The 20,089-nt window shown below is 38.5% G+C and carries 19 protein-coding genes and 2 pseudogenes; 19 read left to right on the top strand and 2 right to left on the bottom strand.

Annotated features, from left to right (window positions below; genetic code table 11):
* Positions 1-27: 27 nt before the first annotated feature.
* The 16 genes from OLD84_RS17140 (at position 28) to OLD84_RS17065 (ending at position 14,459) form a co-directional block, all read left to right on the top strand.
* The gene (locus tag OLD84_RS17140) at positions 28-2,214 is read left to right on the top strand and encodes a S8 family serine peptidase (protein WP_209463036.1); all 2,187 of its coding nucleotides are present in this window, start codon (positions 28-30) and stop codon (positions 2,212-2,214) included.
* 434 nt (positions 2,215-2,648) lie between these two features.
* Complete coding sequence (locus OLD84_RS17135; protein ID WP_319961492.1) at positions 2,649-3,044, top strand: ATP synthase subunit I; 396 nt, start codon at positions 2,649-2,651, stop codon at positions 3,042-3,044.
* Between the two features lie 33 nt (positions 3,045-3,077).
* Positions 3,078-3,806 carry a F0F1 ATP synthase subunit A gene (gene atpB / locus OLD84_RS17130; protein ID WP_209463037.1) on the top strand — a complete coding sequence of 243 codons (729 nt, stop codon included), beginning with the start codon at positions 3,078-3,080 and terminating at the stop codon, positions 3,804-3,806.
* Between the two features lie 44 nt (positions 3,807-3,850).
* Entirely contained in the window at positions 3,851-4,057 is a 207-nt protein-coding gene (gene atpE, locus OLD84_RS17125; protein ID WP_209463038.1) for a F0F1 ATP synthase subunit C, read from the top strand.
* Between the two features lie 153 nt (positions 4,058-4,210).
* Entirely contained in the window at positions 4,211-4,717 is a 507-nt protein-coding gene (gene atpF / locus OLD84_RS17120) for a F0F1 ATP synthase subunit B (protein WP_245301555.1), read from the top strand.
* Positions 4,714-5,256: a F0F1 ATP synthase subunit delta gene (locus OLD84_RS17115; protein ID WP_209463040.1), complete on the top strand. Its 543-nt coding sequence runs from the start codon at positions 4,714-4,716 to the stop codon at positions 5,254-5,256. The genes atpF and OLD84_RS17115 overlap by 4 nt, the downstream gene beginning before the upstream one ends.
* A 21-nt stretch (positions 5,257-5,277) precedes the next feature.
* The gene (gene atpA, locus OLD84_RS17110) at positions 5,278-6,792 is read left to right on the top strand and encodes a F0F1 ATP synthase subunit alpha (protein WP_209463041.1); all 1,515 of its coding nucleotides are present in this window, start codon (positions 5,278-5,280) and stop codon (positions 6,790-6,792) included.
* Between the two features lie 95 nt (positions 6,793-6,887).
* Positions 6,888-7,751, top strand: coding sequence for an ATP synthase F1 subunit gamma (gene atpG / locus OLD84_RS17105; RefSeq protein WP_209463042.1), 864 nt, complete (start codon positions 6,888-6,890; stop codon positions 7,749-7,751).
* Positions 7,752-7,793: 42 nt separating this feature from the next.
* On the top strand, positions 7,794-9,203 hold the full coding sequence (gene atpD, locus OLD84_RS17100) for a F0F1 ATP synthase subunit beta (RefSeq protein WP_209463043.1): 1,410 nt from the start codon (positions 7,794-7,796) through the stop codon (positions 9,201-9,203).
* A 144-nt stretch (positions 9,204-9,347) separates the two neighbouring features.
* Positions 9,348-9,743, top strand: coding sequence for a F0F1 ATP synthase subunit epsilon (locus tag OLD84_RS17095; RefSeq protein ID WP_209463044.1), 396 nt, complete (start codon positions 9,348-9,350; stop codon positions 9,741-9,743).
* Between the two features lie 180 nt (positions 9,744-9,923).
* Entirely contained in the window at positions 9,924-10,160 is a 237-nt protein-coding gene (locus OLD84_RS17090; protein ID WP_209463045.1) for a DUF1146 family protein, read from the top strand.
* A gap of 272 nt (positions 10,161-10,432) precedes the next feature.
* Complete coding sequence (locus OLD84_RS17085; RefSeq protein WP_209463046.1) at positions 10,433-11,149, top strand: YwmB family TATA-box binding protein; 717 nt, start codon at positions 10,433-10,435, stop codon at positions 11,147-11,149.
* 34 nt (positions 11,150-11,183) lie between these two features.
* Complete coding sequence (gene murA, locus OLD84_RS17080; protein WP_209463047.1) at positions 11,184-12,512, top strand: UDP-N-acetylglucosamine 1-carboxyvinyltransferase; 1,329 nt, start codon at positions 11,184-11,186, stop codon at positions 12,510-12,512.
* Between the two features lie 398 nt (positions 12,513-12,910).
* Complete coding sequence (locus tag OLD84_RS17075) at positions 12,911-13,156, top strand: hypothetical protein (RefSeq protein ID WP_264917240.1); 246 nt, start codon at positions 12,911-12,913, stop codon at positions 13,154-13,156.
* 290 nt (positions 13,157-13,446) lie between these two features.
* Positions 13,447-13,797, top strand: a complete 351-nt coding sequence (locus OLD84_RS17070) for a hypothetical protein (RefSeq protein ID WP_209463049.1) — start codon at positions 13,447-13,449, stop codon at positions 13,795-13,797.
* A gap of 119 nt (positions 13,798-13,916) precedes the next feature.
* Positions 13,917-14,459 carry a DUF6241 domain-containing protein gene (locus OLD84_RS17065; RefSeq protein WP_209463050.1) on the top strand — a complete coding sequence of 181 codons (543 nt, stop codon included), beginning with the start codon at positions 13,917-13,919 and terminating at the stop codon, positions 14,457-14,459.
* Positions 14,460-14,828: 369 nt separating this feature from the next.
* Here OLD84_RS17065 and OLD84_RS19580 read toward each other — a convergent pair.
* A pseudogene (locus OLD84_RS19580) lies at positions 14,829-15,060 on the bottom strand (IS4 family transposase); the annotation flags it as partial.
* A gap of 191 nt (positions 15,061-15,251) precedes the next feature.
* Between OLD84_RS19580 and OLD84_RS17060 the strand changes: the two are divergent.
* The 3 genes and pseudogenes from OLD84_RS17060 to OLD84_RS17050 form a co-directional block, all read left to right on the top strand.
* On the top strand, positions 15,252-15,800 hold the full coding sequence (locus tag OLD84_RS17060; RefSeq protein ID WP_209463051.1) for a hypothetical protein: 549 nt from the start codon (positions 15,252-15,254) through the stop codon (positions 15,798-15,800).
* A 75-nt stretch (positions 15,801-15,875) separates the two neighbouring features.
* Entirely contained in the window at positions 15,876-16,439 is a 564-nt protein-coding gene (locus OLD84_RS17055) for a transposase (protein ID WP_264917239.1), read from the top strand.
* A pseudogene (locus OLD84_RS17050) lies at positions 16,385-17,269 on the top strand (IS3 family transposase); the annotation flags it as partial. The gene OLD84_RS17055 and the pseudogene OLD84_RS17050, both read left to right, overlap by 55 nt.
* Here the strand turns inward: OLD84_RS17050 and OLD84_RS17045 are convergent.
* Complete coding sequence (locus OLD84_RS17045) at positions 17,245-19,314, bottom strand: glycoside hydrolase domain-containing protein (RefSeq protein WP_209464713.1); 2,070 nt, start codon at positions 19,312-19,314, stop codon at positions 17,245-17,247. The pseudogene OLD84_RS17050 and the gene OLD84_RS17045 sit on opposite strands and share 25 nt — an antisense overlap.
* Positions 19,315-20,089 lie beyond the last annotated feature (775 nt).

The raw sequence follows: 20,089 nt of genomic DNA, 5'->3' as shown, positions 1-20,089 counted from the left end.
AAGAAGAAAAAAGGAGCATTCCTCACCATGCGCTATTTTCTTTCCATCTTGACATTTTTCGCAGTAATACTTCTCTTCATACCAACACAAGCTTCAGAGAAAGATATGCAATCGGTTATCGTTGAAGTAGAAGGGGATCCGGTCGAACATAAAGAATATTTAGAGGTATACCATCCGTTCGTTGATGTTGTTGCAACTTATAATAAACTGTTCAATGGTTTGGCGCTACAAGGTGCTCCTGATAAACTTGATAAAATGGAATCCCTGGAATTTATTAAAGGCATCCACGCAGTTCAAACCTATGAAGCAATTGAAACTACTTCTACCATTCAAGCAGACGCGGAGGTGGATCAGGTTCTTCCTTCTGCTTTGAACAACACCTCCTATACAGGAAAAGGTGTAAAGGTGGGGGTAGTGGATACAGGCATTGACTATAATCATCCAGATCTAGAAGGAAACTATCAAGGTGGGTATGATTTGGTTGATCTGGATAATGATCCGATGGAAACAACCCCAGATCAAGGTATTCCAACTGTTCATGGCACACATGTGGCAGGAATAATTGCGGCTAATGGGGAGTTGCAAGGAGTCGCTCCAGATGCAGAAATTCACGCCTACCGTGCACTTGGCCCTGGTGGTTCTGGTACATCTATTCAAGTTATCGCAGCGATGGAACAAGCGGTGGAAGATGGGATGGATGTGATGAATTTATCACTAGGTAACGCCGTTAATGGTCCCGATTATCCAACCAGTAAGGCTGTCAATCGTGCTGCCGACCTTGGTATCTCTGTCGTTCTAGCAAACGGAAATGATGGTCCAGAGAATTGGACAGTAGGTTCTCCTGCAACCGCCTCAAATGCTCTATCGATAGGTGCCTCCAGTTCCCCGCAACGTATCCCCTTTTTATATGATGCACAAGCTGACAAGGCGATTCAACTTGTGCCGATGATGGGAGCGCCACCATGGGACTTGGAAACAGCATACCAAATTGTAAATGGAGTGGAAAAAGAAGCCAATTTTCACGGAAAAATCGTGTTGTTAGAGCGTGACGACGTTCCTCTATACGATAAAGCAAAACAAGCGGAGGATAAAGGAGCTATTGCTGTATTAATAGCTAATAATGAAGAAGGATTGTTTGAAGGCATGGTTGAACATGAAAATTATCCACTACAGGTTCCGGTAGCGGCAATTACAAATGAAGACGGCAAATGGTTGCATGAGCAGATTCAAAAAGAATCTTTACAACTGGAAACGGCTTATGAAGAGACCGAGAGTGGTGTCGCTGAATTTAGCTCACGGGGGCCTGTAACCGTGAACTGGGACATTAAACCAGATCTGCTTGCTCCGGGTACGAATATTGTGAGCACCGTACCGGATGGGTATCAGCAACTACAGGGAACAAGTATGGCAGCGCCACACGTTGCTGGTGCTGTTGCGCTACTTAAAGAAGCAAAACCAAACTGGACGAACGAGCAAATTTTCGGGGCATTAAAAACGACGGCACTTCGAATGGAGACAGAAGAATCGTATCCAAGTGAGCCAATCATGCAGGGAATGGGAGGGATTCAGCCTCAAGAGGCAATTGACACAACTACGATCATTACCGATCCCCTCCTATCGTTTGGGAAAATAACATCCCATAAAGAGGCTAAAACGATTGAGGTAGAAATTGAAAATACGACGAATCAACAACAGACCTATTCGTTTGAAATACCCAAAAAAGAACAAGGTTTAACCTGGAATCTCCCACAAACATTTACAGTGGATGAAAACGAAACCAAAACAATACCAATTGAAGTAAGCATGAACACAACACAAATAAATGAAGGAATTCATCAGGGGTGGCTTACTTTAAACCAGAGCGATCAATCGTTTCATCTACCTTATCTTTTTGTAAATCAAACGGCAGATAATCCGAAGGCAACAGGGTTTGAATTCGCGTTAAAACCGTTTTCTGATGATACGTTTTTATATAGTTTGTATGTCACAGAACCAGCAGAACAAGTGCAGGTGGATTTATATGATCCAGACACGCTGATGTTTAAGGCTAACTTATTACAGACAGATGATCTTGCGGTTGGCATGAACGAAGGAGAACTAGAGGAGTCAGAGGTTGCCGATCCTGGTCATTATCTGGCACAAGTAACGGTTCAATTAGAAGACGGGAGATATGAAAGTTACCAAACCAATTTATATATCGAGATAACAGAATGATTCACCAGTAATTTAGATCTAAAAACGATTAATTTGCATTAAATAATACTAGTTATTTTTTTCAAATAATAGTTACCCATAGCAATTGACAACAGAGAGACCATATTGTAAACTTTCATAGTATGGGATGATAAGGTTTTCAGTATGGTGCAGTTTTTGTTTTTTATTGTTGTAGAAAACTTGTAAGCGTCCTGAAGATACACACTCGAGCTGTTAATACGTATTTAGGTTAGTAGATTTTGCCGGTAAATTATGAAGACAGGAACAGCAACAACTAGACAAGCCCCTATTTAGTAATTCATTCGTTATACGTCACTTCAAGTATAAGAAAGGAATGTTCTCATCTGTGGTGCTTGGTGTATGCCAAGTTTTTTATGCATGCTGATCACCTCTTTTAACAGGGTGTTCGTCAGTAGTTGAAGGAGATTTATAACATGATGAAAGAATATGAAGCAATGACAGCGCGCCAACGTAAATGGATGCTCTATCTTCTCGCAATCTTGGTACTTGCAGTAGGTTTCGCACCATATCCGCGTATTTTTCAAGGCCTTTTATTAGGTACTGCAGCAAGTGCTTATAACCTATGGCTTCTTCAGCGGAAAATGGGGCAGTTCGCACAATCGATAGAAGATAACAAAACAAGAGCGGGGATTGGAACATTGTCAAGATTGGCCGCAGCAATGCTAGTTACCTTAATCGCGCTTCGATTTGAAGAACACTTTCATATTATTGCTGTGGTTGTCGGGCTGGTATCTTATTATATTATAATGATGGCAGATCTTATTATTCATACGTACATACGCAGTCGAAAGCGTGGCAGCCGCAACTAAATATAGTGAAAATATAAAAGAGAGGTGATGAATTTGGACCATCATACAAATCCAGTTGTTGAAAATGTGTTTGGGATTTCTTGGCTTAGCTTTAACTTGTCCAATGTGATGATGATTCCTATTGTTTCAGCTATAGTGTTCTTCTTCTTTTTATGGGCAAGCAGGAACCTTCAAATGAAACCAACAGGGATGCAAAATTTCGTGGAGTGGCTAATTGACTTTGTGAAGGGTATAATTAACGACACAATGGACTGGAAAACAGGGAAGATATTCCTTCCGCTAGGCCTTACGTTAATTACGTACATATTGATTAGTAACCTTGTGGGTGTTGCAACATTGGGCTTTGTAGGCCAAGATTTATGGTGGAAATCACCAACTGCCGATGCGACGTTAACATTAACCCTATCTGCAATGGTGGTCTTATTAACACATTATTATGGTGTAAAAACAAAAGGAACAAAGGCGTATTTGAAAGAGTATGTCAGTCCTGTACCAATTATGTTGCCATTTAAAATTATTGAGGAATTCACAAACACATTAACGTTAGGCTTACGTTTATTCGGAAATATCTATGCAGGTGAAGTTTTACTGATTCTTCTCGTAGGACTAGGAACGACAGGTGGCATATTTGGACTCATTGCCGCGCCGATTCCATTAATGGTATGGCAAGGATTTAGTTTATTTATTGGTGCCATCCAGGCATTTATCTTTACGATGTTAACAATGGTCTATATGTCTCATAAAGTGAGCAGTGACCATTAATTAATAACATATAACAAGGTTTACTATAAAAGGAGGAAATTTTCATGGAAGCATTAGCAGCAGCAATAGCAATTGGACTAGCAGCATTAGGTGCAGGTCTTGGTAACGGGATGATCGTAAGTAAAACAGTAGAAAGTATCGCACGTCAACCAGAGGTACGTGGTGCACTTCAAACGACAATGTTAATCGGTGCAGCACTAGTTGAGGCGATCCCAATCATCGCAGCAGTTATCGCATTTATGATTATCTAAATAATGTCCCTGAATTAATAAGATGAGATGGCGGAGTTCATTCACAAGAATCTTCGCCATTGCTTTATGTAGTTATGACGAAAAGACACTTTAGAATACTTCGATATCGTGACCGTGAAAGGAGTGAGAACGGTGCATTTATATACTGACTTTATGACAATTGGAGCAACAGTAGGTGGATTAAGAATAGGAGATATGGCAGTACAATTATTCTTCTTTCTATTATTGCTTTTTTTGTTAAAGAAATTCGCTTGGGGACCTGTAATGAATGTGATGGAAAAGCGTGAAAACTATGTAGCAGGAGAAATAGAATCTGCTGAGAAAAGTCGCGCCGAGGCTGAAATTGCCGCTAAAGAGGCAAGTGATCAGTTACATCAAACAAAACAAGAAGCACAAAAAATGATAGAAGATGCTAAAAATGCTGGTGTTAAACAAGAGCAGGATATTGTTGAATCGGCTCGTTTAGAAGCAGAACGTATTAAACAAGCGGCTCAAGATGATATTCAAAATGAAAAAGAGCAGGCACTTCAAGCATTGCAAGATAAAGTTTCATCGTTATCTGTACTTATTGCAAGTAAGGTCATAGAAAAAGAAATCAGTGAACAGGATCAGGAAGCATTGATTAATGAATACATTAAAGAGATAGGAGAAGAGCGATGAGTGAAGCAGTAGTAGCCAAACGTTACGCAGATGCTCTTTTTCAACTCGGTGAAGAAAAGGCTATTTTAGAGCAATTACATCAAGAATTAAACATTGTTCATGAAGTTTTCCAAGGCAACGAACAACTTTTTACATTCCTAAAGCATCCTCGTATTAATAATGAAAGGAAAAAAGAGCTTTTAGTTGAAGCATTTGCAGGCCTGTCTACAGATGCGTTAAATACAATTAAATTGCTTGTGGATCGCAGGCGCACTGAGATCATTCCATCCATTATTGATCATTTTGTTCAACTGGTAAATGATGCACAAGGAACTGCAGAAGCAACCGTATATTCTGTTCGCGAATTATCAGAAGCGGAACGTCAACAACTTGAACAAACACTTGTAAAGCGCTACTCCAAAAATAAGTTTAAGTTAAATAATGTTGTCGACCCTTCCATTATCGGCGGGATTAAGATCCGGATAGGGAATAAGATCATAGATGGTTCCGTGAGTGGAAAACTGGATCGTATAAAGCGGGATATTGTAACTGCAAATTAATGATGATAGGGGTGAAATGGTATGAGCATGAAAGCTGAAGAAATTAGTACATTGATTAAGCAACAAATCGAAAATTTTGATACAGATATTGAAGTAACAGATATTGGAACAGTTATTGAAGTTGGGGACGGTATTGCTCGTGCTCACGGTCTTGATAATATCATGGCCCAAGAACTTGTTGAGTTTTCAAGTGGCGTTATGGGCTTGGCACAAAACCTAGAAGAAAGCAACGTAGGTATTGTTATATTAGGCCCGTATACAGATATTAAAGAAGGCGATGAAGTTCGTCGTACAGGCCGTATTATGCAAGTACCTGTTGGAGAAAATTTGCTTGGACGAGTGGTTAACCCGCTTGGACAGCCAATCGACGGAAAAGGCCAGGTTGAAACAACAGGAACACGTCCAATGGAAGGAGCGGCACCAAGTGTTATGGATCGTCAATCGGTTGATGAACCATTACAAACCGGTATTAAAGCAATCGATGCACTGGTACCAATTGGACGCGGTCAGCGTGAACTTATTATCGGAGATCGTCAAACAGGGAAAACAACGGTGGCCGTTGATACGATTATTAACCAGAAAGACGAGGATATGCTTTGTATTTATGTAGCGATTGGACAAAAGGAGTCAACGGTCAGAAGCACTGTGGAAACCTTCCGTCGTTACGGGGTATTGGATAAGACAATCGTTGTGTCAGCTGGAGCATCAGACCCGGCACCATTATTATATATGGCACCATATGCTGGTACAGCCATGGGTGAAGAGTTTATGTATAACGGCAAACATGTTGTCGTCGTATTTGATGACTTGTCGAAGCAGGCAGCAGCATATCGTGAACTATCCTTGCTTCTTCGTCGTCCACCAGGCCGTGAAGCATTCCCAGGTGATGTTTTCTATATACACTCCCGTTTACTGGAGCGTGCAGCAAAATTAAACGACACATTAGGTGGCGGATCCTTAACTGCACTACCATTTGTTGAAACACAAGCAGGCGATATTTCTGCCTATATCCCAACAAACGTAATCTCCATAACCGATGGACAGATCTTCCTGCAATCAGACTTATTCTTCTCCGGTGTTCGTCCGGCGATTAACGCGGGGCTTTCGGTATCACGTGTAGGTGGATCTGCACAAATTAAAGCGATGAAAAAGGTTGCAGGAACGTTACGTCTAGACTTGGCATCCTTCCGCGAACTGGAGGCATTCTCGCAATTTGGTTCAGACCTGGATAAATCAACGCTGGCAAAATTAGGGCGTGGTCAACGTACTGTTGAAATCCTTAAACAAGGACTGCATCAACCGATAGCTGTTGAAAAACAGGTGATGATCATCTATGCATTAACCAAAGGCCATCTGGATGATGTACCGGTTGAGGATATCACCCGTTTTGAATCTGAATTCCATGTTTGGTTGGACAGCAATCGTAAAGAATTACTATCATCCATCCGTGAAACCGGTAAACTTCCAGAAACAAGCGATATGGACGATGCTGTAGAAACATTTAAGAAAACGTTTCTACCAAGCAATAATAAATGAAAATCGTCATAAAAAAGATAAGGATATAAGAGCCAGGGTAATCCGATTTCTGACTTCTAACCTCTGGCCTGTCACAGGAAGGACGGTGAAAAAGCTTGGCGTCAATTAGAGATATTAAAGGTCGGATGGATTCGACAAAGAAAACAAAACAAATCACATCTGCAATGGAAATGGTATCCGCCTCTAAAATGAGTAAAGCAGAACAAAATGCAAAATCATTTATACCATATAGTGCTAAGATACAGGAAGTTGTTGCAAATATTGCAGCTGAGGATACGGATGTCAGTCATCCCATGTTAGAGCATCGTGATGTTAAAAAGACAGGGTATATTGTAATTACTTCTGACCGCGGTTTAGCGGGTGCGTATAATAGTAGTGTATTAAGGCATCTATATGAGACGGTTCAAGAAAAGCATAATTCGACAGACGAATACACGGTAATTGCAGTAGGGCGCATGGCTTATGAGTTTTGCAAAAAACGAAATATGCCAATAGCCAGAAGTATCATTGGTGTAGCAGATCAGCCGGATTTTGCAGATATTAAAGAACTTGCTTCGGATACAGTGCGCATGTACAGTGATCAGGAAATTGACGAATTAAGCATTTTTTATAATCACTATGTAAGTGCAATTTCCCAGCAAGTTACCACAAACAGGATACTGCCTATTACAGATATACAGGAAGAACAAACTGGATCAAATAGTGAGTATGAATATGAACCGGATCAGAAACAAATTCTGGAAGTACTCTTACCGCAATACGCCGAAAGCTTAATATTCGGTGCATTGTTGGACAGTAAAGCGAGTGAACATGCTGCGCGGAGGACGGCAATGAACAGTGCAACTGATAATGCAGATGAGCTTATCGATGACTTGGAATTAGCCTATAACCGTGCTCGCCAGGGAGCAATTACACAAGAAATCACTGAAATTACTGGTGGAGTTGCTGCACTGGAGTAGTTTTCACGGATCACTTTCGAAAGTTAGTTAGGAGGGAAATCATTGAGCAAAGGACATGTAACACAAGTGACGGGACCTGTCGTTGATGTGAAATTCGATGAGGGACAGCTCCCGGATATTAATAACGCCTTAACTGTTCGGGCGCAAGCAAGTGAAGGACAGGAAGAAATTGATCTTACACTGGAAGTAGCACTGCACCTGGGTGATAATAGTGTACGTACAATTGCGATGTCTTCCACAGACGGTGTCACGCGTGGAATGGCAGCAGAAAATACAGGTAATCCGATTTCCGTTCCAGTAGGAGATGTCACGTTAGGCCGGGTTTTCAACCTGCTGGGTGAAAATATCGACCTTGATGAACCATTGTCAGCTGACGTGCGCCGGGATCCAATTCACCGGGAAGCACCTAAATTTGAGAACCTGTCAACAGAGACAGAAATTCTGGAAACAGGTATTAAGGTTGTCGATTTATTGGCACCCTATATTAAAGGTGGTAAGATTGGATTATTTGGAGGAGCCGGTGTTGGGAAAACGGTTTTAATCCAGGAATTAATCAATAATATTGCACTGGAGCATGGTGGTCTTTCCGTGTTCGCTGGTGTTGGTGAGCGTACACGTGAGGGGAATGACCTTTACTATGAAATGAAAGACTCCGGTGTTATTAACAAAACTGCTATGGTATTCGGTCAGATGAATGAGCCCCCTGGTGCGCGTTTTCGTGTTGCATTAACAGGACTTACAATGGCTGAGTATTTCCGTGACGAAAAAGGATCAGATGTGCTTCTCTTTATCGATAATATTTATCGTTTCACGCAGGCAGGTACGGAAGTTTCCGCACTTCTTGGTCGTATGCCATCTGCTGTTGGTTATCAGCCAACCCTTGCAACAGAAATGGGACAACTACAAGAGCGTATTACATCGACTGATAAAGGTTCTGTAACATCCATCCAGGCTATTTATGTACCTGCCGATGACTATACAGACCCGGCACCTGCGACAACATTCGCTCACCTTGATGCAACAACAAACTTGGATCGTAGCTTGTCTGAAGAAGGTATCTACCCTGCAGTGGATCCGCTGGGCTCTACATCACGGGCATTGGATCCTGAAAATGTAGGAGACGAGCATTATCAAGTAGCGACTGAAGTTCAGCAAACACTACAGAAATATAAAGAATTACAGGATATTATTGCTATATTAGGTATGGACGAGTTGGGTGACGAGGATAAGCTTACGGTGTCCCGTGCGCGTCGACTTCGGTTCTTCTTATCGCAAAACTTCCACGTAGCTGAGCAGTTTACTGGTCAAAAAGGTTCGTATGTACCAGTAGCAGAAACGATAAAAGGTTTCAGAGAAATTCTGGATGGTAAACATGATGATATTCCAGAGGATGCATTCCGCTTAGTAGGACGTATTGAAGACGTAGTAGAAAAGGCAAAAGGCATGGAATAATAAAGGATACAAGTGGTAGAAGCGATGTACTGATAAAATTGTAGTGTGATACGTGCAACATGATTACTTTACAACTTTATCTAGCACACTGCTGCATGTTAGATTATTTGCAGCTACTTCATACCAGTCCGAGGAGGGGTTACATTGAAAACACTAACGGTGAGTGTTGTTACTCCTGATGGCCCAATAATGGAAGATAGTTTTGAAATGGTTAGCTGTAAATCAGAAGTTGGAGAGCTTGGTATTTTACCAGGGCATGTTCCACTAGTCGCTCCCTTATCAATTAGCGCTGTACGCTTGAAAAGTGGTAACGATACGGTGCAACTAGCTGTTAACGGTGGATTCATGGAGGTAAAATCAGAGAAAGTGACAATTCTTGCACAGACTGCTGAAAAACCTTCTGATATCGATGTCAAGCGTGCAGAGGAAGCCAAAACACGTGCAGAAAACCGTCTACAGACTAAACAGGACGATATTGACTTCCAACGGGCAGAATTAGCACTCAAACGAGCAATAAACCGAATAAGTGTCGGTCAGTAATGATATAAAAATCTCTCGCGACAAAATGTTGGGAGAGATTTTTTATGGATACAGATAATGTCGATATTTCCTGGGAAATGAATGGATAAAAGTCGATTCTTAGTCTATGTTTAATCCATTGACATTTAGGTTCGCAAATGGCAAAGTTATAACTAGTTCACAACATGTAAGGTGGTTTTAATGATTGATATCGGAATTGGTCAATTAGCAGTTGTAAGTATAATCTCACATATAATTTTTATTTCCCTCACATGGCGGGTGGTTGTATCAATCAACTTTGATCCGCTAATTCGTAAAGATCGTGTCGTAGAAGCTAGAATCTTATTGTTATTTATCACAATCGTTATTGGTTCTGGTGTAAGTCGATTTTTCCTTGAAATATTACAATGGTCAAGAGATCTATTGTATCTTTTTTAACTAGATAGGAACCAACATGGTTCGCCTTAAGCGAGCCATTATCTATCATCAAATCGATTCGTTTTCATACTAAAAGATAAACTTTCTTGCTGCATACGTGCACGAAGACTACCCGCCATAACCCTGGTGATAAGCCAAGTTTTCTATGAAATGGTTATTTCTGTTAGTCCGAACAACTAGCAATCTAGTAATTGTCGTAATTTGTATCGTTTATTTACTAGAATCCCTGCTCATACTATAGGTATCTATAGTTTCATGAGGGGGATTTTTCTATGAGGAAAATGGCACTTATTGGTTTATTACTAATATTATTTATAACAACAGATACGGAGGTTGGAGCTATTCAATCTGATGAACTTATTAATTTGGCATCAGCTGTAACGGACAGCGGTTTAACAATAGATGAATGGGAAGTTACATTAAAAGAAACCATGGATAGAGATCAACTTGAGAAAATAATGGAGGAATTGAAAAATAGTCATATAGTCACTGTTACAGAAACGGAAAACAGTATAAACTATTTATTTGAGAGTACCCCTAAACGTGAGGGTATTTCCGAAAGCTATAATGTGATCATTCCGCACGATGACATGTATCATGCAGAACTAATTGCTGTAGTAAAAGGTACAAATTGGAACCCTTCTGTGAAAGAAAATTATCATGTATTAGTGAATTCCATGAAAGAGAAATATTTTACGGATTTAGCAGAACTATTTGCTTGTCTGACAACTAAGAATGGTGATATACTAGAAAGTGATAATTTCTTAAACGATTTAGCTGAGCGTTTAAGCCTTAAGTATATGGAGACACAAATCGACACAATAAATAATTCAATGCATGAAAAGATTATATATGGGTATACACCATTATGGTCCCAAAAAATCATGATTGAAGACATACCAATGAACGTACAAATTGCTGTAGTAGAGAACGAAAATGGAAATCACACATACACGATAGGCACACCTATGCTAATAAATGAATATTAATATTATGAAATTGTATCTAGAGGAGAATTCGAATATGGAGAAAATCATCGTAAGAGGCGGACACCAGCTGAATGGTACCGTAAAAGTGGAGGGTGCGAAAAACGCAGTGCTCCCAGTCATTGCAGCAAGCCTTATAGCAAGTGAAGGGAAAAGTATAATTAAAGATGTCCCTGTTCTAGCGGATGTATATACAATTAATGAAGTTTTAAGAAATATGAATGCAGACGTACATTTTGATAATAATACAGTAGTAGTTGATGCTTCAAAAAAGTTAGAAACGGAAGCCCCATTCGAATATGTGCGTAAGATGCGCGCATCCGTATTGGTATTAGGGCCGTTACTAGCCCGCTATGGCCATGCAAAGGTTGCAATGCCAGGAGGGTGCGCAATAGGATCACGTCCGATTGATTTACACTTAAAAGGATTTGAAGCAATGGGAGCTCACGTCCATGTTGGCAATGGTTTTGTCGAAGCTAATGTAGATGGGCGTCTTAAAGGTGCAAAAATTTATTTAGATATGCCAAGCGTTGGTGCAACTGAAAATATCATGATGGCAGCTTCGTTAGCAGATGGAAAAACAACCATCGAAAATTGTGCGAAAGAACCAGAAATAGTGGATTTAGCAAACTTCTTAAATAAAATGGGCGCTAAAATTGTTGGAGCAGGAACAGAAACCATTCGCATAGAAGGTGTTGAAAAGTTAAGAGGAATTGAACACCCAATTATTCCAGACCGCGTGGAAGCAGGAACATTTATGGTTGCTGCAGCGATTACTGGTGGAAATGTTTTAATTGATAATGTAGAAACAGAACATCTACGCTCTGTTATTTCGAAGCTAGAAGAAATGAATGTTTCGATCAAAGAAGAAGGGGAAGGAGTTCGTGTTATCGGGCCAAAAGAATTGCAAGCTACCGATATTAAAACACTTCCGCATCCAGGCTTTCCAACCGATATGCAATCACAAATGATGGCTTTAATGTTGAGTGCAAATGGAACGAGTGTCATTACAGAGACGGTTTTTGAAAACCGCTTTATGCATGTAGAAGAATTCCGTCGCATGAATGCGAAAATGAAAATTGAAGGACGCAGTGTAATTATCGAGGGACCTAGCGAATTACAAGGTGCTGAAGTAGCTGCAACAGATTTACGTGCAGCGGCTGCATTAATTCTGGCTGGATTACGTGCAGATGGCTACACACGCGTTACAGAACTAAAGCATCTTGACCGTGGTTATGTTAATTTAGCAGAAAAATTAGCAGCATTAGGCGCAGATATAACGCGCGTTAATGATGACGGGGATGTAGTAAAACCGTTTGTACACGTAGAAAAAGCAGATGATGAAATTATAGCAGAATTATCGTAATCGATAAAAACAATAATAAATATAAGAACTGAAACAGATGGTGCATGGAAAATGTGTCATCTGTTTTTTGATTGCATAGCGTACTATAGAATTTAAAAGCTGTGGATAACTTATACACTGGAATAGCCACGTCCAGCTCCAGCGCCCAGCAACTATCAAACTTCACACTCCTCCACTACGATAAAGAAGACTTGCCGATTGGCTCCGCCAGAGGCTTAGTCGCACTTATACCCTTGTGGTGAAAGTCAACATCGACTCACTTCGTTCGTCGTGTTTCCTTTATCTCATTGCGGAATGCTCCAGTTTGTACGTTGCTAACCGGGCGATTGCGCTTTTGTTCTTGAAAAATTATAGTTGTATCGTAATTTAACATGGAATAAAACCTCAAACTGGGACATATGCGCTTGGTTGTTTTCTGCTGCGTACCTTTCCTTACCTTTGGTATTTCTACTCCAGCTGTAGCAGCTATTTCTACTATTCTTGTGAGGCTGGTTAATGGCGGACTTACATGGAGCAGAGCAATCGCTTTAATTGCTGCTACAGGTGCAGGTGCAATCATTGTAGCTAGTATTGCAGCACTAGGTTTTGCTTGGATTTCAAGCTATATTTCCAAAAATGGTGAATCAGGACTTACTGCATGGTAAATTAATTTGTACTTAATTTGCACTAACCGAGTAGGCGTAGTCAGTAATAGCTACGCCTACTCGGTTTAAAAAAAGATAAGAAAGTATAAAATTTTGACCCTACCACAGTGTTTTCCCTTATGTGGTCAGTAATTTATTTTTAATATTATTTCCAATAAATCCCATAAATGTTTTGCTAATATTATTAATATCATTTAAGCTATTAATAGTTAAGTGTATTTTTAGTTTTGTAAAATAGTATAAAGGAGAGATTTTTTATTACAACTTGCAGAAATGGAGATTTAAGATGGGTGACTTATGGTGATACTTGGGCGATAACGAGTGCACGATTATGTGTTACTCCTGTTGGTTCTACAGTTAGTGTGGACTTAACAACCTCGACTAATATTAGCAACTCTGGAGGTGTTACAAGCGAACCAGATTTTGAGATTCTTTGGGAAATGCATTTACAAAGAAATATTAATGGAAGCTGGGGGACTTTCGCTAATCGGTCTGGTTATGTCAGCCAAAACAGCCCATCTAACAGGTACTTTTCAGGTATTGCACAACGTAATAAGGATTTAAGAGTTGTCGTTTATTTTTATTGGGGAACGTACGAAAATTACAAAGGTAATATGCTTAGTAGTCTTTGGTGGTATTAATTGTTTTAGGACGGACATTTATTTGTCCGTCCAACTTTTTATGTAATATGATTACTTGAAAATAAAGATAAACATATCTATAATTCAACTAAGAAAATCATTAAAAAGGAGGGGATAAAATGAGAAAGACGCTTAAAATATTTACACTAACTTCATTAGGTATTGCATCTGCAATAGGAATTACAGTTTCAATTTATTCCATTGGTTCAAGTGCAATAACATCTGCGGATTCAATAGATGAAAAACAGGTTCAGCAAGTAAAAAATAACGCTAATAGTGATGAGGAAAAAGAAGAAAATCCATTTGGTGGTTATATACAGCAAAAAGATTTATCAGATAAAAATTTTAATGATTATATTCATTATATGTCTCACCAGAAAGTCGATGCAGATAACAAATGGGGATTCTATCAAATAACAGATGAACGAGTCAATTGGCTTTTAGAAGGATTAGACAAAACGTTGGTTAATTTAGAAGGAGAAGCAGAATTTCGAAACATTTTGGAAAGATGGAAGGAAAACGATTTTTCTGAAATAGATAAAGAACATAATTTAGTTTATGAATCTCGAGGTGAACCAACAACTGGAAAAGCAACAGGGATTTTAAGCGAAGCAGAGGAAATGGAATACATTCAAAATACTAAAGAGATAACGGAAGAATAAGTAACTATCCTTACTTAATGGTGGTTTCATAATTAATATTGACATTTATATCAATGTCAAATTATGATACAAGGGTAGCTGAATTTCCTTACCACAGTAATTTCATTATTCATATCTTAGAATCGTTAATTTATAGATGTGGATATCTATATCTTGGAGTGGACATTCTTCTCTATGTGTCTTAATTTCTGTTCTACGCGGTGCTACGTGTGCACTGAATGAAGAGAGATGGAGAACCTGCGAGTATTAAAGAGATTTCCGTAATACAGATAAACATTTTTATCATTCAACTAATGCGCGTGATCACCTGGATGACATTGTAAAAGAGCTCAGGTTAGGATAGATGATGATACATTATACTTGGGATTAGTAACGATATATCGTATTCTTTTCAGGTAACTCATCGGATTTTTGTCCCTTTAGAAGCCAATTTTCCCCTTCTTCGAAGAGGAGACAGAAAATCAACTTAAATATATAGGCACAAGTAAAGCCAGGACCTTTCGTGATTCCTGCGTACCTAAGGTGTTTTAGAATTGAGTTCATTAAATGTTGATTTTAATGCATTTGGTAGTTGATTATTCAGGTCATTATTCGCTATCATAGTAATATGCACCTAGCTATTGGTAGTTTTTCTAGTTAATTAAACTATACCAAAAGTTGAGGTGTTTTTTTCTTTTTAATATGGTATGTTGTCAAGGAACATAATCCAAGAGCTATCGGATGGTGCTGCAGGTTATACAGATGGTGTTTTTAATCTGCGACAGTTAATAATTTATAATAAGGGGATTATATATGGAAATTGAATTGAACTATGTTAAGAATGAAGGGGATGTCCAAAAATTCGCAGAGAATTACTATGATTTAAGCCCAAATATAAAAAAAGGGCAAATATGGACCCTTCTTTCAGTTTTAGTAGTATCATTAATTGTTGCTTTCCCTCTCCATAAAATATTTGAAGGAGGAGTACTCTCTTACTTACTCTTGGTTCTTATTCTCTTGATTTCTTGTCCCATTCCTGCTCTGAGAGAACATAAAAAAGATGCTATAAAAAATATCAATAAAACATTAACTTCAAAGTATACGGGGGTTTTAGGAGAATATAATGCTATTCTGGATGAGGATGAAATTCATGTAACGTATCTTCCTAACGACACAAAAAGGGAAAGAAATATGACCACTAAATGGGTTGAATTTGATTTTTATAACAGGGACGAAGATCACTTCTTTATTTATATTAATAAAAGTAGACTTACCTATCATTTAATAGCTGGGGAGCAATCAGAGAAACTAGATAAATTTCTTAAAGATAGAGGGTTAGTTCAAAAAAATAAAAAATATTGAATAAAAAAAGAGCATAGGTTTGGTACTGACCCCCGAAAGTTAGAGTAGAAAAATCTAACTTTCGGGGGTGTTTTTATGGCTAAATATAGTGAAGAATTTAAAATTAAACTTGTCACTGAGTATTTGCATGGGAATCTGGGATATAAATTATTGGCAAAAAAATACAATATGCCTTCTCAAACACCATTACAAGATTGGGTAAGAGCCTATAAAACTCAAGGGATGGAGGGATTAAAACGAAGAAAAAGGAAAGAAGCATACTCTGTTCAATTTAAATTAGATACTGTACAATTTATGTTAGAGACAGGTGCTTCTTATCAGGAAACTGCTGATCAATTTAAATTGAACAATCCTTCATTAATTAACCATTGGATGAAAGTATTTAATGAACAAGGAATAGAAGGCCTGATACCAAAATCAAAGGGGCGACCTTCTATGTCTAAGAAACACAATAAACCTAAGAAGAAAGACGAGAAGAATTTAACGCGTGAAGAAGAGTTGAAACATGAGAATGAACTACTAAGGCTAGAAAACGCGTATCTAAAAAAGCTAAAAGCTTTTCGGGAAAATCCGAATGCCTTCCACGAAAAGTTCAAGCAAAGCTGGCATTCGAGCTCAAACAAGAAGGATTCAGATTAAAGGATATTCTCGTAGCAGTGGATATTCCTGAAGCAACCTATCACTACCATGTCAAAAACTTTGAGAAAGAAGATTCGGAAACAGAACTAAAAGAACTCATTACAAACCTGTTTAAGAAGTTTCATGAACGTTATGGATATAAACGAATTACGAAAGAATTAAAGAAATTAGGACATTGTATTAATCATAAAAAAGTGTATCGCCTGATGCAAGAATTGGGGTTAAAATGTGTAAAGTTTATGCGCAAATCCCGTAAATACAATTCCTACAAAGGGAACGTAGGGAAAGTAGCGAAAAACCGACTAGCACGTCGTTTCAGCACACCAATCCCCCTTCAAAAATTAGTAACCGACATTACGGAATTCAAATGTCTAGGCGAAGAGAAATTATATTTAAATCCAATTCTTGATCTTTATAACCGAGAAATTATTGCGTTTGAAATCAAGAAACGTCCAACATTAGATCTTGTCATGAAACCTTTAAAAGAAACGATAGAGATAATAAAAAGTCGTGCAACCTATCGGACCACCATCCATTCTGATCAAGGTTGGCACTATCAGCACAATCAATGGGTGAGAACATTAAAAAAGAACAACGTATTTCAAAGTATGTCACGCAAAGCAAACTGCGCAGATAATGCGCCGATAGAGAATTTCTTTGGCATTTTAAAGCAAGAAATGTATTATGGGGAAGAATTAGTAAGCTATGAAGAATTAAAAAGACGGATTGAAGAATATATCTACTGGTACAATCATGAACGTTCAAAAGAAAAAATGGATGGATTGAGTCCAGTTGAGTACCGAACTCAATCCATCCAATCAGCTGCATAATAAAACTCTAACTTTTGGGGGTAACCACCAAATTCTGGACTAGGAGTATTACCCGAGATTACTTCAAAAATAACTGATACTGCCAAACTTACTTTGTTTTGTTCGTCTATACGAATATCATCTTTGTACGCAGTAATTTTAGTTACATTCTGCATGCCATCCATATAAGCTGTAAATTCAATATACCCATTTCCAATCGTAGCAGATAAGTCACTAAGTTGCTCCTCGTATTCCAATCGTCTAGAGGCGCTTAACCTTCCAAAAAATTCTTCTGAATTAATTATATCTTCGAGGTCATAGCCAATCTCTCCATCAGAGACCGTAATATATGTTGCATCTTCTCCTCCAATAGAGTAATTTATTTGAGCTTCTAGCGAAATGCTATAGAATAGACTCTCGAATACTGGAATTTCCTGATTGAAGGCAAAAGTCGTTCCAAAAACATCTGGGTCTATAAAGAAACTAGGTAAAGAACTACCTAAATCCATCATTTCATCGTATAATTTGTCTCTTAAATGGTCCCCTTCAGAAGGAGGATTAACGCTACTTACACCAGTGTCTCTTCCTGAATAGTCATTTTTATCAATCCCGATTGTGCTAGAGTCAGGCCCAGATGTAATTGTATATTCGTAAAACTGGCTGAAAGACCAATTTGTTGGCATGGGATACCCTAAATTCCCACTAAATCCTGTTGACATGTTTGCAACAAAACTATACGTAGCTCTAACTCCTGAATCACCTGCAGCCTGAATGCAGATGTTTCTTGGACCGTAAACTCCTAACTCATATCTAGAGATTCCGGCTTCACCAGCTGTAGAATCAAGGGCTTGTCTGACTCCTCTTAAATAAGGAAGGATGCGATCTTGTACCTGGAAATCATATGCATCAAAATCTACTGCAAAATATATAGTTGTTCCGTGAGGGAAACCGAGTCTATCAGCTGCTTCAATTGCTCTATATCCATCACTATATCCTCGGCCATGATTGAAGTACTCGGGATAGTATCCTCCGTCTTGGTAAATTGGGAACACCCTAATCCCATATTCTTCAAGTATCTCCAGTTCTGTATGAGTCATTGCTTTTGAACGAGTTCCTCCAACTGTTCCAGTTAGATAGCGTCCTATAATTTCATATCCGTGATCTACTAAGGTTTGAGCTTTTGGACGGTCAACAATGGTTGATGCGTCACATGCAGAAGCACTTCTCCCTGTCCATCCATTACTTGTAAGAAGCTGTTTAATAGTCGCCATATCAGCTATTCCTATTACAGGTAATGTCATAAATTCTTGAAATTCACGAACTGCAGATTCTACAGCACTACCGTAATTACCATCATATAAACTTGATTGATAATATCCATTAGCTGCTAACGCAAATTGGAGCACCCTGTTCTGTTCTCTATTTTCGTTACCAGGTGTTAGAGTTGGAGTGTTCGCTTCTGTACTAGGTCCATAATTACCATTCGCAATATCTCCAATTCCAATTTCATGCTGTAGAGCGTAGATAATAGCTTTGTTGGTTTTTCTTTCATAGTTACCATTTGTTGGGATATAATCAAAGTACTGGTTATAATCTTTATTTAGAAGTTGCTGCATTGTTCTAATATATGGTGGGTATCCACCTGCCTGCCTAAAACCATCAGTATTTAATATTGCCTCCATCAATTTTGCATCTACATATCCAGTTGGATTTAAACCAACGTCACTCTCAAATTCCCTTACTTTATCCTCTGTAGCTTCAAAGAAATTACCTGTAAATCCACCTGGATTGTACCCTTTACACCAAAATCCACCTTGGAGAATCATGTTTAGATTTGTTGGCGCTTCATTACTTTCTTGTTTAGATAACCCAGGAAATCTTTCTTTTGTACTTGGCCCAAAATTAGGCACAGGAAAAGCTATTCCTATTTCATATTGAAGTCCGATGATTAAGGCATCCACAGTTGTGTTTCCTGTTTGTCCGTCTTCAGGTATAGGTGTATAACCAATCCTTCCTGTGTAAGTTTCGTTCAACCACTTTTGTACTTCTAATACCATTTCGTCCATATAGTTCAATTCCTCCCCAAATGTTAGTTACATCAACATTATAGAACATATGTTTGTAATATGTCAAACTATATTTGTAATATTAAATTTGAGCCGCGGTCCTATGAATTGTAAGGATGAGCGAAATATACGTCGATACGAATGTAAAACCATCTCTAATTAGCTGTTGCTGATAGTTTTTTATAAAACGGAACAAAAGAGGCCGTGTCCCCATATAGCATAAAGTCACAGAGAGATTTCTTCCTCATACTCAAAAGTGCATAATAGTTCTGCGGGGTCTTCAGACATGTATTCTGAGCAGGAGTCAACGGTCCTCCTTTATCCTTCCGATTAATGCTTTTGTTGTCTAAAGTAAAGAAACAAAAAAGGCATCCACTGGTTAGGTGGATGCCTTTATTCAGGGGAGCATGTGGCTGGCTTTACGCTAAAGCAACTCTTCCACTACATTTCCCTTATTACTATTATCTATTTCAACTACTTAATTATTTATTAGAGCAAAAAGAGATTAACTGTAACTAAAGATTAATCTCTTCATTTATAGTTTACTTTATATATACCCCCGTTGATAACTTTTTTCATTCTTTTTCTCCTCCAGTCCTAATTCATTATTCGACAAGATTTGATGAATTCCTTCTTTTTCCTTAAAAATGTTGACTTGATCAGGATTAGATCATCACCAACCTCACTATTTATCCTTCTATTATAGAACGTTTGTTTTAATATAAAATTATAAACAACTAACTTTAAGATAGCCTAAATTAAAATAATGTTAATA

It is taken from the genome of Virgibacillus natechei (assembly GCF_026013645.1).
In the GTDB taxonomy this organism is placed as follows: Bacteria; Bacillota; Bacilli; order Bacillales; family Amphibacillaceae; genus Virgibacillus_L; species Virgibacillus_L natechei.
This window is presented reverse-complemented; position numbering and strand designations above follow the sequence as displayed.